General features: G+C 67.8%; 19 protein-coding genes. 7 read left to right on the plus strand and 12 right to left on the minus strand.

Annotated features, from left to right (window positions below):
* Nucleotides 1-2: 2 nt before the first annotated feature.
* The 9 genes from AB0H76_RS20330 to AB0H76_RS20370 all read right to left on the minus strand — a co-directional run bounded on the left by AB0H76_RS20330 (nt 3) and on the right by AB0H76_RS20370 (nt 3,958).
* Nucleotides 3-557 (minus strand): alkaline shock response membrane anchor protein AmaP, encoded by a 555-nt coding sequence (locus AB0H76_RS20330; protein WP_357325870.1) that lies wholly within the window; start codon nt 555-557, stop codon nt 3-5.
* Entirely contained in the window at nt 554-1,090 is a 537-nt protein-coding gene (locus tag AB0H76_RS20335) for a DUF6286 domain-containing protein (protein WP_357325872.1), read from the minus strand. The genes AB0H76_RS20330 and AB0H76_RS20335 overlap by 4 nt, the downstream gene beginning before the upstream one ends.
* Nucleotides 1,087-1,401: an Asp23/Gls24 family envelope stress response protein gene (locus AB0H76_RS20340; RefSeq protein WP_357325875.1), complete on the minus strand. Its 315-nt coding sequence runs from the start codon at nt 1,399-1,401 to the stop codon at nt 1,087-1,089. Before AB0H76_RS20340 ends, AB0H76_RS20335 begins: the two co-directional genes overlap by 4 nt.
* On the minus strand, nt 1,398-1,586 hold the full coding sequence (locus AB0H76_RS20345) for a hypothetical protein (protein ID WP_357325878.1): 189 nt from the start codon (nt 1,584-1,586) through the stop codon (nt 1,398-1,400). The genes AB0H76_RS20340 and AB0H76_RS20345 overlap by 4 nt, the downstream gene beginning before the upstream one ends.
* A gap of 1 nt (nt 1,587) precedes the next feature.
* Nucleotides 1,588-2,052, minus strand: a complete 465-nt coding sequence (locus AB0H76_RS20350) for an Asp23/Gls24 family envelope stress response protein (protein WP_357325881.1) — start codon at nt 2,050-2,052, stop codon at nt 1,588-1,590.
* Nucleotides 2,053-2,125: 73 nt separating this feature from the next.
* A complete protein-coding gene (locus AB0H76_RS20355; RefSeq protein WP_357325884.1) occupies nt 2,126-2,455 on the minus strand; it encodes a hypothetical protein in 330 nt (109 codons plus the stop codon).
* Nucleotides 2,452-2,832: an Asp23/Gls24 family envelope stress response protein gene (locus AB0H76_RS20360; RefSeq protein WP_357325887.1), complete on the minus strand. Its 381-nt coding sequence runs from the start codon at nt 2,830-2,832 to the stop codon at nt 2,452-2,454. The genes AB0H76_RS20355 and AB0H76_RS20360 overlap by 4 nt, the downstream gene beginning before the upstream one ends.
* Nucleotides 2,829-3,404, minus strand: a complete 576-nt coding sequence (locus tag AB0H76_RS20365) for an Asp23/Gls24 family envelope stress response protein (protein WP_357325890.1) — start codon at nt 3,402-3,404, stop codon at nt 2,829-2,831. The genes AB0H76_RS20360 and AB0H76_RS20365 overlap by 4 nt, the downstream gene beginning before the upstream one ends.
* A complete protein-coding gene (locus tag AB0H76_RS20370) occupies nt 3,395-3,958 on the minus strand; it encodes a sigma-70 family RNA polymerase sigma factor (RefSeq protein ID WP_357325893.1) in 564 nt (187 codons plus the stop codon). The genes AB0H76_RS20365 and AB0H76_RS20370 overlap by 10 nt, the downstream gene beginning before the upstream one ends.
* A 180-nt stretch (nt 3,959-4,138) precedes the next feature.
* On the opposite strand from AB0H76_RS20370, the gene AB0H76_RS20375 reads away from it, so the two are divergent.
* From AB0H76_RS20375 to AB0H76_RS20390, 4 genes are all read left to right on the plus strand, one after another.
* On the plus strand, nt 4,139-4,636 hold the full coding sequence (locus AB0H76_RS20375; protein WP_357325895.1) for a TspO/MBR family protein: 498 nt from the start codon (nt 4,139-4,141) through the stop codon (nt 4,634-4,636).
* A gap of 49 nt (nt 4,637-4,685) precedes the next feature.
* Entirely contained in the window at nt 4,686-5,636 is a 951-nt protein-coding gene (gene sigJ / locus AB0H76_RS20380; protein ID WP_357325897.1) for an RNA polymerase sigma factor SigJ, read from the plus strand.
* An 81-nt stretch (nt 5,637-5,717) separates the two neighbouring features.
* The gene (locus AB0H76_RS20385; protein ID WP_357325899.1) at nt 5,718-6,896 is read left to right on the plus strand and encodes an FAD-dependent oxidoreductase; all 1,179 of its coding nucleotides are present in this window, start codon (nt 5,718-5,720) and stop codon (nt 6,894-6,896) included.
* Between the two features lie 76 nt (nt 6,897-6,972).
* Complete coding sequence (locus AB0H76_RS20390; protein ID WP_357325902.1) at nt 6,973-7,485, plus strand: nitroreductase/quinone reductase family protein; 513 nt, start codon at nt 6,973-6,975, stop codon at nt 7,483-7,485.
* A 119-nt stretch (nt 7,486-7,604) separates the two neighbouring features.
* On the opposite strand, the gene AB0H76_RS20395 is transcribed toward AB0H76_RS20390, so the two are convergent.
* A complete protein-coding gene (locus tag AB0H76_RS20395) occupies nt 7,605-8,564 on the minus strand; it encodes a zinc-binding dehydrogenase (RefSeq protein WP_357326274.1) in 960 nt (319 codons plus the stop codon).
* Between the two features lie 94 nt (nt 8,565-8,658).
* Between AB0H76_RS20395 and AB0H76_RS20400 the strand changes: the two genes are divergently transcribed.
* A complete protein-coding gene (locus tag AB0H76_RS20400; protein WP_357325905.1) occupies nt 8,659-9,282 on the plus strand; it encodes a helix-turn-helix domain-containing protein in 624 nt (207 codons plus the stop codon).
* Here AB0H76_RS20400 and AB0H76_RS20405 read toward each other — a convergent pair.
* Nucleotides 9,203-9,673, minus strand: coding sequence for a DUF2871 domain-containing protein (locus AB0H76_RS20405; protein WP_357325908.1), 471 nt, complete (start codon nt 9,671-9,673; stop codon nt 9,203-9,205). The two genes, AB0H76_RS20400 and AB0H76_RS20405, sit on opposite strands and share 80 nt — an antisense overlap.
* A gap of 15 nt (nt 9,674-9,688) precedes the next feature.
* Nucleotides 9,689-9,970 (minus strand): DUF4267 domain-containing protein, encoded by a 282-nt coding sequence (locus AB0H76_RS20410; protein ID WP_357325911.1) that lies wholly within the window; start codon nt 9,968-9,970, stop codon nt 9,689-9,691.
* 695 nt (nt 9,971-10,665) lie between these two features.
* Here AB0H76_RS20410 and AB0H76_RS20415 point away from each other — a divergent pair.
* Both AB0H76_RS20415 and AB0H76_RS20420 read left to right on the plus strand, forming a co-directional pair.
* A complete protein-coding gene (locus tag AB0H76_RS20415) occupies nt 10,666-11,391 on the plus strand; it encodes a hypothetical protein (RefSeq protein ID WP_357325913.1) in 726 nt (241 codons plus the stop codon).
* A 396-nt stretch (nt 11,392-11,787) separates the two neighbouring features.
* Complete coding sequence (locus tag AB0H76_RS20420) at nt 11,788-12,378, plus strand: hypothetical protein (RefSeq protein WP_357325916.1); 591 nt, start codon at nt 11,788-11,790, stop codon at nt 12,376-12,378.
* The last annotated feature ends 97 nt before the right edge of the window (nt 12,379-12,475 follow it).

The raw sequence follows: 12,475 nt of genomic DNA on the forward strand, positions 1-12,475 counted from the left end.
GCCTACCGCGAGCGGGCGATGCGGAACTCGACCGCCACCGGGACGGCAGTGAGTTCGAGGGCGGTGCGCAGCCGCGCCACGGCGTGTTCGAGAATTTGCTGTCGCAGAGCGGAAAGATCGGCCGCCGGGTCGGTGTCGACCAGCAGATACAGCTCGGGGGCGAGTGCGCTGCCCGAGAGCCGGGCGGTCGCGGACCGGACGTCGGCGTAGGTCTCGATGTCGGCGGCTACCGCGGTGGCCGCGATGTCGGAACCGAGGACGGTCCGGCCTCGGCCGTCCGCGCCGTCGAGCTGCCATCGGCTGGGCCGGGGCAGCCGGATGAATTGTGCTGCCAGCCAGCGCAATACGAGAAGCGCGAGCACCACCGCACCGGCGGCGACGAGATACAGGACCCACCGTGGTGGTTCCGCCGTACCCGGGGTCAGCGACGATCCGCGGTCGATACCGAAGGCGCCGAAGTACGCCGCGACCACCAGGCCACCGCCCACCGTGCACAGCAGACCGAGCAGGCCCAGCACGCTCCGGTTGAGCCGGGCGGGCCGATCGGCGGCACTCATCGGGCGCCTTCCTGGTCGATGGTGCGCAGGCTGGTGCGCAGGCGCGGAACGGTGGCCGGTTTGATGCGATCCAGCCGCTCGGCGAGCGCGACGCCGACGTCCTGCGTGGTCTGCTCCACGGCGTTCCGCGTGCGGCCTTTGACATGAATCTTCTTGTTGCGCAGCGTGACCCGGGGCCTATCCAGACTGTCGACACGGTGCGCCGCCTCGGCGAGCGCGTACCGCAGGCTGCCGCGGGCGATCCCGGCGTCGATGCCGTCACCCGCTTCGAGCGCGAGCACGACCGGCTTGCCGGGCAGGGCCGCCACCGTCAGCAGGATCAGTCCGAGCACGGTGACGGCGACACCCGCCGCCAGCACCCACCCGCTGCCCCACGTGGTGTCGTGCAGCCGGGTGGCGATGCTGTCGTAGGAGACCCACTCCCGCCTCCCGGTGAGCAGCTGGATCAGCGACACCGCGACCGATACCGCAGCCGCACACAGCAGAATCGCGACAATGATCGCCGGGATCACCCGGCGCGGACCGCGTGTCACCGAACCCGCCGAGCAGGCGGCTCCGGCACCAGCGCCGAGACCTCGATGTCGACCCGCGGCACAGTCAGGCCGGTCAACTCCTCGGTGCGGGCGATCAGGTGCGCGCGGCACTGGTCGGCAATTCGCCCGATCGGCAACGGATATCGAATCGGCAGCCGGACCCGCAGGGTCGCGTCGTTCCCGACCACCTGCGCGTTCGCCTGCACCTGCGACTCGACCCCGGCCACCTCGGTGGCGGCCCGCTCGGCGATCCGGCGCACCGCGCGCTCACCGACCGTGGTCCGGCCGGGCAGGCCGACGGCACTGGTCACCGTCGGCCCCGATCCTGCGCCGAGCGCACCAGACCGGACAGGTCGACCGCGCCGTCGAGCCAGCGCCCGATGAGCAGGCCGAGGCCACCGAAGATCAACACGACGGCGAAGGCGCCCAATCCGCCGAAGGCGGCGGCGAATCCGAGCGAGAGCCCCATCACGAGGCAGATCGTGGTGGCGTTCATGTCACTGCACCCGGTCGCGAGTCGGCTGCTGATCGTCGGACTCGTCCTCGATGTAGACATCGTTGACGTTGATGTTGACCTCGACCACCTCGAGCGCGGTCATCTGCTCGATCGCCGTGATCACGTTGCGGCGCACCGCGGTGGCCAATTCCGCGATGGCGACGCCGTATTCGACGACGAGTTCCAGGTCGACCGCCGCCTGCTTCTCGCCGACCTCGACCGACACACCCTGGCCGACGCTCGAGGACGCGCCCGGAATCCGGTCGCGCAGTGCGCCGATCGCCCGCGCGGTGCCCCCGCCCAGGTCGTGCACCCCCCGCACTTCGCGCGCGGCCATACCGGCGATCTTCTGCACGACGGCGTCGGCGATGGTGGTGGTGCCCTGGTCGGTCACCAGGGCACTGGGGCGCTTCGTCTCCTCACGACGGGTGCCGGACTTGGTGTTCTCGGTGGTCGTGCTGGTCATGATGCCTCCCGGTTGTCTTGTGCTGCAAGGGTTGACGAGCTGTCATAGGTAGGACACCGCGGCCGGGGAAACCTCACGGGCCGGGCGGGTGATCTGGATCGCTGTTCCCGTCGAACACGTCGGCGTGCAGGTCGACGACGTGGATGCGCAATGCCGTACTCGCCCAGGTGGTTCCGGCGAGAGCGGGCCGCACGGCCGCGTCCAGCTTCTCGACCAGCGGCGGCAGCGGCAGCGTCGTGGCGACCACCCGGATCTCGACGGTCTCGCCGAGATCGACGGCGGCCCGGCCCGTGTTGCACCGCAGCCACTGGCTGTTCTGCAGGCCCATCGGCACGGCGGGCTCGGTGCCGCCGACGGCGTCGATCGCCGCGATGATGCGGTCGATCAGGTCGTCCATGCTCATCCCGGGCGCCCCGTTTCGATGTCGACCACATACACCCGCACCGAATCGACCTCGAGGCCCGCGGCTTCGGCGACGGCATCGGTCACGGCCCGCTGGACCGCCCGGCCCACCTCGGCGACGTTTCCGGACGCCGACAGCGCCAGGTTGATCTGGATATCGAGCAGCCCACCGGCCCGCCGCACCCGCACGCCCGCCGACGGCGCCGGCGCCTGGCCGATCCACAACTGCCGGCCGGAACGCACGAGCTGGCCGACCAGCCCGAGCACGCCCGGTTCGAGCCGAGCCACACCCGGCGTCGAGGCGGCGGCTTTGGCGGCCACACCGGCGATCACCGGTTCGCCGACGACCAACTCGGCCACGGGAGCGTCGGGGCTCATCGATCCTCCTCGTAGAGGTCGACCACCGTGATGTCGAGCCGGCCCAGCCGGACCCCGATGCGGGCGGTCGCGGCGGCACGCGCACGCTCGCGCACCGCCTCGACCAGCGCGTCGATGGTGTGCTCGCCGTGGCGCACGGCGATGGTCATGTCGACCGCGATCACCTGCTCGCCGTCGTCGCCGGGTTCGCTGCTGTGCACCCGGCAACCGCGAGCGCGCACGCCCTCGACGGTGTCGGCCGCGAAGCGCAGCACGACGGCCACGGCCTGTTCGCTGACCTGGATCGCGCCGGGCAACGGCGTATCGACGCTGAGGGTCCGGCTGCGGCGCACATCGGCGCGCACGGCGGACATGATCCGGCCGAACAGATCGGGGGGCGGCGGATCCGGTTCCTCGATCAGCTCCCGGGTGGCATTGCGCAGGGTCAGCAGGCTTTCCTGGGCCGCGGCGCAGTGCGGGCAGGACACGTCGTGGTCGTCACCGTCCGGGTCGTCGAGGCGCTCCCACACCTGTTCCAGACCGCGGCCGCACGGGAGCAAGTAGTCGTTGTCGGTGCTGTGGGTCACCGCCATGGCTGCATCACCTCTGCCAGTTGGGCTCGGGCGCGCGCGATCCGCCCGCGCACCGCTGTGCTGTTGGCGCCGACGATCTCGGCGATCTCGTCATAGGACCGGCCGTGCACTTCGCGTAGCAGCCAGCAGGCCCGCTGCTCGGGGGTCAGCTGCTGTAGTGCCTCGGTGAGCGCGGCCATCTGGCTGCTCATCTCGGTCGCGTGCTCGGGCCGGGTGTGCCGCGGCGACGCCGTCGTGTCGGGATCGACCTCGGCGGGGACGCGCCGGGCGCGCAGGACATTGAGGCAACGGTTGGTCGTCATCCGGTACAGCCAGCCGACGAACGCGGCATCGTCCTGCAGGCGCCCGATCACGCGCCACGCCTTCAGGAACACCTCCTGGGTCACGTCCTCGGCCTCGGCGCGATCGGCCAGCATCTTCGCGGCCAACCGGAACATCGCGCCTTGGTAGCGCAGCACCAGCTGCTCATATGCCCGGACATCGCCGTCACGCGACCGGCCGACCAGGGTCGCGTCGTCCAACGTTGCCTCGGGTGCGGGCGTCGTCGTGGTCACACCGGCACCTCCTCCGCTGCTCCTGTATTGGACACCGATGCGTCGAGATTCGTCACGGCAAACTATCAGTGATCGTCATCACATCGAGGTCTGAGCGCGCTTTGGGGTGTCGCGCAGCGGTGGTTTCCCGCGTGAGGGAAACGCCGTTTCTCTGATGTGCGCCGGGGTACCTCCCCCGATATGAGAAAGCGTCGCAACTTTCCGTGGTCCCGCACGCTGGGCCTGACCGCACTGCTCACCTCGGCCGCGGCGGGAGTCGGATCCATCGCGGGACAGGGCACACGCTCAGCGTGGTATCGCACGCTGCGCAAGCCCGGGTATCAACCGCCGGCACCGGTTTTCCCGATCGTGTGGACGATCCTGTACGCCGATATCGCCGTGTCCTCGGCCTACGCGGCCGACCAGGCCGACCGAGCGGATCGGGCCGCGTATCTCCGGGCACTCGCGGCGAATCTGGCGGTCAACGGCGCGTGGAGCTGGATCTTCTTCCGCGCCCACCGCCCCGGTGCCGCCGCGCTCACCGCCGGGGCACTGGCCGCCGGCTCCGCCGACCTGGCACAGCGCACCCGGCGTTTGGACCGGCGCGCCGGCACCGCCCTGCTCCCCTATGCCGCCTGGTGCCTGTTCGCGACCGTTCTCTCCGCCGATATCTGGCGGCGCAACCGATCGGCTCGATAGCTCGAATGCGCTCTGTGCGACTGGACTCGACCGGCGCGGATGACCGAAAATGACTGACATGTTGCTCGCGCGTGAGGCCGATGTGTTCGAAAGCTCCAGGAACCGCCTGGAGGCGATCGCCTACCGCTTGCTGGGCTCGGCCGGCGACGCCGAGGACGCGGTGCAGGAAACGTATCTGCGCTGGCAGGCGGCCGACCGCGAATACGTGGCCACGCCCGAGGCGTGGTTGACCAAGGTGCTCACCAATCTCTGCCTCAACCAGCTCACCTCGGCCCGCGCGCGCCGGGAAACCTATGTGGGGCAGTGGCTTCCGGAGCCGGTGCTGGCCGGCGCCCCGATGCTGGGCCCGGCCGACACGGTCGAGCAGCGGGATTCGGTGTCGATCGCCATGCTCACGCTCATGGAGCGGCTGACCGCCAATGAACGCGCGGTGTATGTGCTGCGCGAGGCCTTCGGCTACCCGCACCACGAGATAGCCGACCTGCTCGACATCACCGAATCCCATTGCCAGCAGGTCTATCGCCGCGCCAAACAGCACCTGGCCGCCGAGCGGGCACGCATCGAGGTGGACGCGGCCGCCGCCCGCCGGATTGTCGAGGAATTCCTGGCCGCGGCGGTCAGCGGCCGGACCGACCAACTGGTGCGGTTGCTCACCGATGACGCCGCCATCATCGGCGACGGCGGCGCCTTCTTCCCCACGTTGAACCGGCCGCTCGTCGGCGCCGAGCGCATCGCGCTGTTCATGCGACTCGCCATCAAGCCCTCGGGCGCCAAGTGGGACAAGCTCGGCGGCAAGCCCATGCTGTTCGCCGCGATCGCCAATGGCAGGCCCGCGCTGGTCCTGGTGGCCGGGGAGCGCGTTGTCGGCGTGGTGGTGCTGGAGGTGACCGCCGACGGCATCGCCGCGGTGCACGGCCACGTCAACCCCGACAAGCTGGCCTACGTCAACCGCCAGTGGGCCATCTACACACCGGGAGCACCCCTGCCCGATCTGTGGTGACCCACATCACAGTCAACTCCTGTCAGCATTCGCGTGGCTGTCCGGTTCAAGTACCGAACCCACCGAGACAGGAGCAACACCATGACCCACCACATCGTCGTCCTCGGAGCCGGATACGCCGGAGCCATCGCCGCCGGCCGCCTGGCCAAGCGACTGCACCGCGACGACGTCGAGATCACCCTGGTCAACGCCGATCCCGACTTCGTCGAACGAGTCCGACTGCACCAGCTCGCCGCCGGCCAGGACCTGCCGCTCCGGCCGCTGCGAAAGATCTTCGCGGGCACCGGCGTTCAGGTCCGCATCGCCCGCGTCGAGTCTGTCGACGCCGACCGCAAGACCGTCGACCTGATCGGTGAGCAGGGCGCCGAGACCCTGACCTACGACACCCTCGTCTACGCCCTGGGCAGCACCGTCGCCGATTTCGATGTGCCCGGCGTCGCCGAGCACGCTCACCAGGTGGCGAGCAAGCAGGCCGCGCTGCGGCTGCGGGAACGCCTGAACCAGCTGCGCGCCGGCGAGACCGTGCTGATCGTGGGTGGCGGCCTGACCAGCATCGAGATCGCCACCGAGATCGCCGAGGCGCGCCCGGATCTGCGGGTCGCCATGGCCGCGCGCGGCGGTGTCGGCGACTGGCTCGACGAGAAGGCGCGGGACCACCTGCGCGGCGCGTTCGAACGCTTCGGGATCACCGTGCACGAGCAGGCCGAGGTCATCAGCGTCACCGAGGACGGCGTGACCACCCGGTCGGGAGCGCGGCTTCTTGCCCGAATGACCGTCTGGACAGCCGGATTCACCGTGCACCCGATCGCGGCCGCGAGCACCCTCACCGTCTCCGAGACCGGGCGGATCGTCGTCGACGCCACCCAGCGCTCGGTCTCGCACCCGGACGTCTACGCCGTCGGCGATGCCGCGCACGCCGCCGGAGTGGGCGGGAAGACGTTGCGCATGGGCTGTGCCACCGCCTCCCCGATGGCCTGGCTGGGCGCCGACGCTCTCGCCGCCCGCCTGACCGGACGTCCGGTCCCCGATGCCCCGATCGGCTACTACAGCCAGTGCATCAGCCTCGGCCGCCGTGATGCCATCGTGCAGAAGGTGACCAAGGAGGATCAGCCGACCTCGAAGGTCGAGGTGGGCCGCATGGCCGCACGCGTGAAAGAGCTGATCTGCTCGGGTACGGCGTGGTCGGTGAAACACCCGACACTGCTGGTGCCGAGCCGGCGGCGCCGGCTCGTCGAGACGGACGCGATGGCAACTGCCTGATCGCGATCAGAAATTTCTTTCGATCTCTCTCCGAGTTAGGACTGTATCTGTCCTATCTCGCCGAGATACTTGAATCATGAGCAACACGGAATCGACTGCCCGCCAGCAGGATCAGGCCGACATCACCGACTACAACGATCCGAACGCGCCCTGGAACCAGGCCTGGGACGAAGAGGGCAGCATCGCCAACTGGAACGACGATGTGATCACCGAGTTCCGCAACAACTCGGGCAAGGTCGGCGGCGCCTACGCGGGCGGCGACCTCATCCTGCTCACCACCACCGGCGCCAAGAGCGGCAAGCAGCACACCACGCCCCTGGGCCCGCTCTACCGGGACGACACCATGTACATCAGCTCGTTCATCGAGGACAAGTACCCGGCCTGGTGGTACAACATCAAGGCGAATCCGCGGGTCACCGTCGAGCTCCGCGACAAGACCTACCAGGCGACCGGCAAGGCCCTCGAAGGTGCGGAATACGACGAGTTCGCAGCCTGGGTGCTGGCCAACAACCCCCTGCTGGCCGACTTCCAGTCCAAGATCGACCGGGCAGTGCCGCTGGTCGTGCTGACCCTCGACAGCGAGCGCTGAGTATTCCCCTCGCCCGAACCGGTTCGCGCGTGCTGTAATCGCCGCGAAGCCGGTTCGGGCGGCCTATTGCGCGCCGCAGGTAGCCCAGTGATCTCTCCAGGTAGACGGACAGGGAGCGGCTAGCTCCGCGACACGGTAAGCGCGACCCTGCCCAACACCTCGCCAGCGTCCATCATTTCGTGCGCACGAACAGCCTGCTCGAGGGGAAGCTGTTCGTGCACAACAGCTTCCAGCTCACCACGACCGGCAGCAGCGAAGATCTCGGCGGTCGCGGCGCGGCGCTCGACCATGGGCACGGTGTCGGCACTGAAGGTGGCGAACGACATCGACTTCCGGAACGCCGCGACCATCTCCATCCCGAAGTCGGCGGGCGGCGGCCCCGCCATCACGCCGACGACCACCATCCGACCGTTCGGCGCGAGCCGGCCGAAGAAGGACGGCAGCCCCGCACCGGCGACGATATCGATGATGACGTCGTAGTGCGCGGGAGCGTCGGACGCACCCGCGCCGAGCCGATCCAGCACATGCGTCGCACCGAGTTCACGCAACCGCTCGCCACGCTCGGGCGAGGATGTCGTGACCGCCACCGCACCGGCGCCGCCACGAGCGGCGATCTGGACCGCCGCGACCCCGATGCCGCCGGCCGCGCCCCGCACCAGCACCGACTCCCCGCGAGCGAAGTGCGCGTGCCGCAGGGCGAAGTGCGCGACCATCGCCGAACTACCGAGCGTCACCGCGGCGACGGCCGACAGCTCGGCGGGGATGGGGACGAGCGTCTCGGCCGAGGCAACGGCCTGTTCGGCGTAGCCGCCGCTTTCCCCGGTGAATGCCCACACCCGCTGCCCGACCCAGCTGGTGTCGACACCCGCACCGACCTCGGTCACAGTGCCCGCGACTTCACTGCCGAGGACGTGACCGGGCGTGATGCCATACGCGGCCAGCGCGCCGCCGCGAATCAGGGCGTCGACGCCGCCGACGCCGATCGCCTCGGTGGTGACCACCACCTGCCCGGCGCCCGGACGCGGGTCGGGAAGGTCGACGACCGTGAGCACCTCGGGGCCGCCGAATGCCTGAACCATCACTGCTCGCACCAGTTTCTCCGTACTCTCCTCGATCGGAACCAACCAGCGGACCGTAACGGACGCCCCCGTCCGTTTAGCTAAAGTGAGAGTGGTGACTGCTCATTTGCCTCAGGCAACGCGTTCGGATGCTCGGGACAATCGCGAACGCATCCTCGAGGCCGCTCGTACGGTATTCGTCAGCGCCGGCCTGGACGTGCCGATGCGCGAGGTCGCCCGCCGCGCCGGGGTGGGGCCCGCGACCCTGTACCGCCACTTTCCGACCAAGGAGGTACTGGTCGCGCAGGCGTTCACCGATCAGATGCTGGCCTGCCGTTCCCTGGTGGAGGACGGGCTCGCCGACCCCGATCCCTGGCATGGCTTCTGCCACGCGATCGAGCAGCTCTTCGAGTTGCAAGCGCGCGACCACGGTTTCACCGCGGCCTTCATGTCCACCTACCCCCACGCGCTGGATTTCGCCGCGATCCGCACCGCCTCGCTGACCGCTGCCGCCGAACTGATCCGCCGCGCCAAGGACACCGGGCGCCTGCGCCCCGACATCATGCTCGACGACCTCATCCTGATGATCATGGCCAACAACGGCATTCAGGCGACCACACCGGCCGCACGCCTCGCGGCCACCCGGCGCTTCGCCGCACTCATGATCCAGGCGTTGCAGGTATCCCCTGGTTCCGCACCACTGCCGCCGCTGCCGGGACGGGCGGGGTGGTTTCGGTGATGCGTTTGCCCAGGGCGATGAAGAACAGGACCAGTCCGATGGTGAGGATGATGTGGCCGCCTCCGGCGAAATGGGCTGCTACTTCACTGGTTTCGTGACCGAGGACCGTTCGGGTGCCACGAATGATCATCACTGTGACGGTCAGGGCGAGGCCGGCGTTGTAGGTCCAGAAGAACGGATTGAACAACCTGTTCGCCGTGAGGGTGAACATCTTCTCCAGCGCCAAGACGATCAGGAAGAACAGCATGCCGAGGGCCAGGAGATGGGTGTGGACCAGCCCCAGCTGGGAGTCGCCGGTGAAGTCGTTGAGTTTCGTGATTTCGCGGTAGTAGAGGCCGCTGACCAGGCCGACAATCATGTAGATGTGCGCGGCGTTATAGAGCTTCTTCATAACGGCTCCTCCGTTTCAGGCGATGAAGAGAAGGGCCGCGCTGATCAGCACGACCACAGCGGTGGCGAAGTGGATGCCGAAGGCGGTGGCTTTCGTTCCGCCATGACGCAGCACGATGACGCCAGAGGTGAAGTCACGCAACCCTTTCACGGTCAAGTAAGCCGTGTCGCCGTCCGGCTCGGCGGGAACTCCGAAGCCGACCGCGGCCGACTGCGGGGTCAGCAGGAAACGTGCTCCGATGAGCAGGACGAAGACGACGAGGAAGACGGCAAGGCCATAGGCGATGGGGGTGAGCATGATTCAAACTCTCGGTTCGAGACAGCGAATGGTGGCCGACGGCGAACTTCGAAACCAACCTTTCTGAATGTTTTGGTAGACGATCAATGATCAAGTGCGCGCCGGGCGTGATCAACGACGAATCACCCAACGGTCGTTAACCAGCGAGCAACGAACGCCTCGGCCCCACATGCCACCGCTGACCGAGTTCGCCGAAGTCCGAGTCATCCACTGCACGGCAGCCGCGGAGATCCGGCACGACCGGATAGCCCGGCGACTTCGAACCGATCCCCACCGCAGAGCACACAACGACCGCGCTCTCACGACCAACACCTTCGTGCCCGTGCAGAGGGAGGTCGCGGAACTGTCCGTCGACACCACAGCGGGATACCGGCCCGAACTACCGGCCATCGCCGAGTTCATCAGGCCGTCCACCGCGGTCGATAACGAAAGAGATCGTTCTGGCATATAGCGGTCGAATTCGAGAGCATTGCGGGGGAACCCCAACTCGGTTATCCAGCACTCGATCTCATCGTCGCAGCTGAATGCCCGCTGCCATATTTTTGCGCCGAGAGTGCGGCGCGCCGCCTCGCGACAACCCGGTCGATGTGGTCGGATATGCGCCGAACAGAATCGGTTTCGACAATGAGAGGTTACGCAGCGTGGATTCGACGCCTGATTCGGACACAGCGCCGGCGAGGACTCCCCTCGATGCGGTGGCCGGCGAACGCGTACAGCAGGTCAAAGCCGATCTGACGAATCTATGCAACTACTTCGACGCATTGACCGCGATGGGCGCCCATTTGGAGCCGGATCCGCAGTTGGCGGCCCTGTGCGCACGCATGCAGGAGATTCAGAGCGGTCTCGAATGCCCGCCACCCGATCAGCACCCGGAGCGGCTCTCGGCGGCGCGGCGGACAGCTCGGCAACGGAGCCCGCGCAGCGGATCCGCCCATCCGAAACCGAGCACGTCAATGCTGGATCTGGAAGACCGGATCATGGTGATGGTGCACCGGCACGCGAAGGAAACGCACACACCAGCGCAGATGACGGAACTGCTGCACAAGGACGGATGGAAGCCGCGCGCCGACGGTGTCGACAAGGTCGAAGCGATCCTGCGCGATCTGGCCGCACACCCCGACAGCGGAGTGCTGGAGTTCGGCAACGGCTACTATCGGGCCGCTCCGATCGAGTCGATCGGCAAAGCCAAACAGCTGATCTCGGAGGTGCTGGAAAGGGGTTCGGGCCACTTGGGCGTCGGCACCGCCGAACAGGTGGGCCAGATCCTGGTCGACGGCGGTTGGGACGCACCGACGCGCTGGGAGTTGGTCGTGGACCGCGCGCTGGCGAGCCTGGCACTGACACCGGACAGCCGAGTCCGTCGTATCACCGCGAAACGCTATGAGTTCTTGCCGAAGCGGTTTCCCGCGACGCTGCACTGAACTGGCGCCGCATACTTCATTCGAAATGCATCGCTTTCCGCATTGGATATCTTTCCAGGGATGAATCCAAACCGAGCAGCCCTGTTCGGAGCTACTCGATCTGATATCTCCAATGCCGCACCCGGCATGGCGAGGACGACTTCCGAGACTCGCGCCAGGACCTGACCCGCACATGGGTGCGCTTGGGAAAGCCTTGCCAGCCAACCGATCTGGACGGCCGCGACGTGCACACCGGTAGCAACGCTCGGAGATTGATCCATCATCGCCGAACCCGCACGATATAGCGGCCGGCTATGTATGGTCGTCCTGTCCCACAGTCGCGGGGACAACCTCTGCAATATTGAGGTGCGTTCGTACACTTCAGGTTTCGACTCCAGTCGCAAACAGGAGGAGTAGATGCCCCAGAACGATCCGACGCCGGCGCCCGCCGCGGGCAACAGGTTCGGCTCCACCCACTTCTGGACGGCGGTCGGTGGCGCGGCAGGCGTCGTGAGCGTTGCGGTCGCACTCATCGTCTTCGCAGTCGCCCAGTGCTCGGGCCCGGACTCCGCGTCCGGCACCGCGCCGCAGCCGACCACGCGCCCGACTCCCTCGACCGAGACATCGCGCCCTGTCACACTTCTGGCTCAGGGGCACGCCAGACTCATCAATGTCGAGGGTATCGACTTGGACAACGGTCAGGTGCGCGATCAGAATCAGCCCGGCGTCGACATGAGCCCGTCGAAAACCGGCGACTCACTCAACGCCATGACCGACGGCCATGCCCGCTTCGCGGTGCCGCCCGCGGACACCGGTGCCGAGCGATGCACCGACATTCCGCCGATCGCTTGGAAGCAGACCCTGGACGATGTCTATCGCCTGCTCCCAGGCAGCCACCTCTGTGTGCAAACCGACCAGGGCAACCTCGCCGACCTCACCCTCACGCACGTCCCCTCCGCCGCGGAGCAATACCTCGAGTTCGACTTCGTCACTCGACGCGCCGGGTAGGTAGCTGTGGCCAGCGGGTCAGGGGGTGGTGGCGTAGGCGCGCAAGGGCGGTTCCGCAGTAATCTGTTCGGCTCTGTTGCCTGCGTCGGTGCTGCTC

Origin of the sequence: Nocardia sp. NPDC050712 (assembly GCF_040654295.1) — a bacterium.
Taxonomy (GTDB): Bacteria; Actinomycetota; Actinomycetes; order Mycobacteriales; family Mycobacteriaceae; genus Nocardia.

Bases quoted from the DNA above. Each gene is read 5' to 3' on its own strand.
- AB0H76_RS20330 (WP_357325870.1), bottom strand. From the start codon at position 557: ATGAGTGCCGCCGATCGGCCCGCCCGGCTCAACCGGAGCGTGCTGGGC.
- AB0H76_RS20345 (WP_357325878.1), bottom strand. From the start codon at position 1,586: ATGAACGCCACCACGATCTGCCTCGTGATGGGGCTCTCGCTCGGATTC.
- AB0H76_RS20350 (WP_357325881.1), bottom strand. From the start codon at position 2,052: ATGACCAGCACGACCACCGAGAACACCAAGTCCGGCACCCGTCGTGAG.
- AB0H76_RS20355 (WP_357325884.1), bottom strand. From the start codon at position 2,455: ATGAGCATGGACGACCTGATCGACCGCATCATCGCGGCGATCGACGCC.
- AB0H76_RS20360 (WP_357325887.1), bottom strand. From the start codon at position 2,832: ATGAGCCCCGACGCTCCCGTGGCCGAGTTGGTCGTCGGCGAACCGGTG.
- AB0H76_RS20365 (WP_357325890.1), bottom strand. From the start codon at position 3,404: ATGGCGGTGACCCACAGCACCGACAACGACTACTTGCTCCCGTGCGGC.
- AB0H76_RS20375 (WP_357325895.1), top strand. From the start codon at position 4,139: ATGAGAAAGCGTCGCAACTTTCCGTGGTCCCGCACGCTGGGCCTGACC.
- sigJ (WP_357325897.1), top strand. From the start codon at position 4,686: ATGACTGACATGTTGCTCGCGCGTGAGGCCGATGTGTTCGAAAGCTCC.
- AB0H76_RS20385 (WP_357325899.1), top strand. From the start codon at position 5,718: ATGACCCACCACATCGTCGTCCTCGGAGCCGGATACGCCGGAGCCATC.
- AB0H76_RS20390 (WP_357325902.1), top strand. From the start codon at position 6,973: ATGAGCAACACGGAATCGACTGCCCGCCAGCAGGATCAGGCCGACATC.
- AB0H76_RS20395 (WP_357326274.1), bottom strand. From the start codon at position 8,564: ATGGTTCAGGCATTCGGCGGCCCCGAGGTGCTCACGGTCGTCGACCTT.
- AB0H76_RS20405 (WP_357325908.1), bottom strand. From the start codon at position 9,673: ATGAAGAAGCTCTATAACGCCGCGCACATCTACATGATTGTCGGCCTG.
- AB0H76_RS20410 (WP_357325911.1), bottom strand. From the start codon at position 9,970: ATGCTCACCCCCATCGCCTATGGCCTTGCCGTCTTCCTCGTCGTCTTC.
- AB0H76_RS20420 (WP_357325916.1), top strand. From the start codon at position 11,788: ATGCCCCAGAACGATCCGACGCCGGCGCCCGCCGCGGGCAACAGGTTC.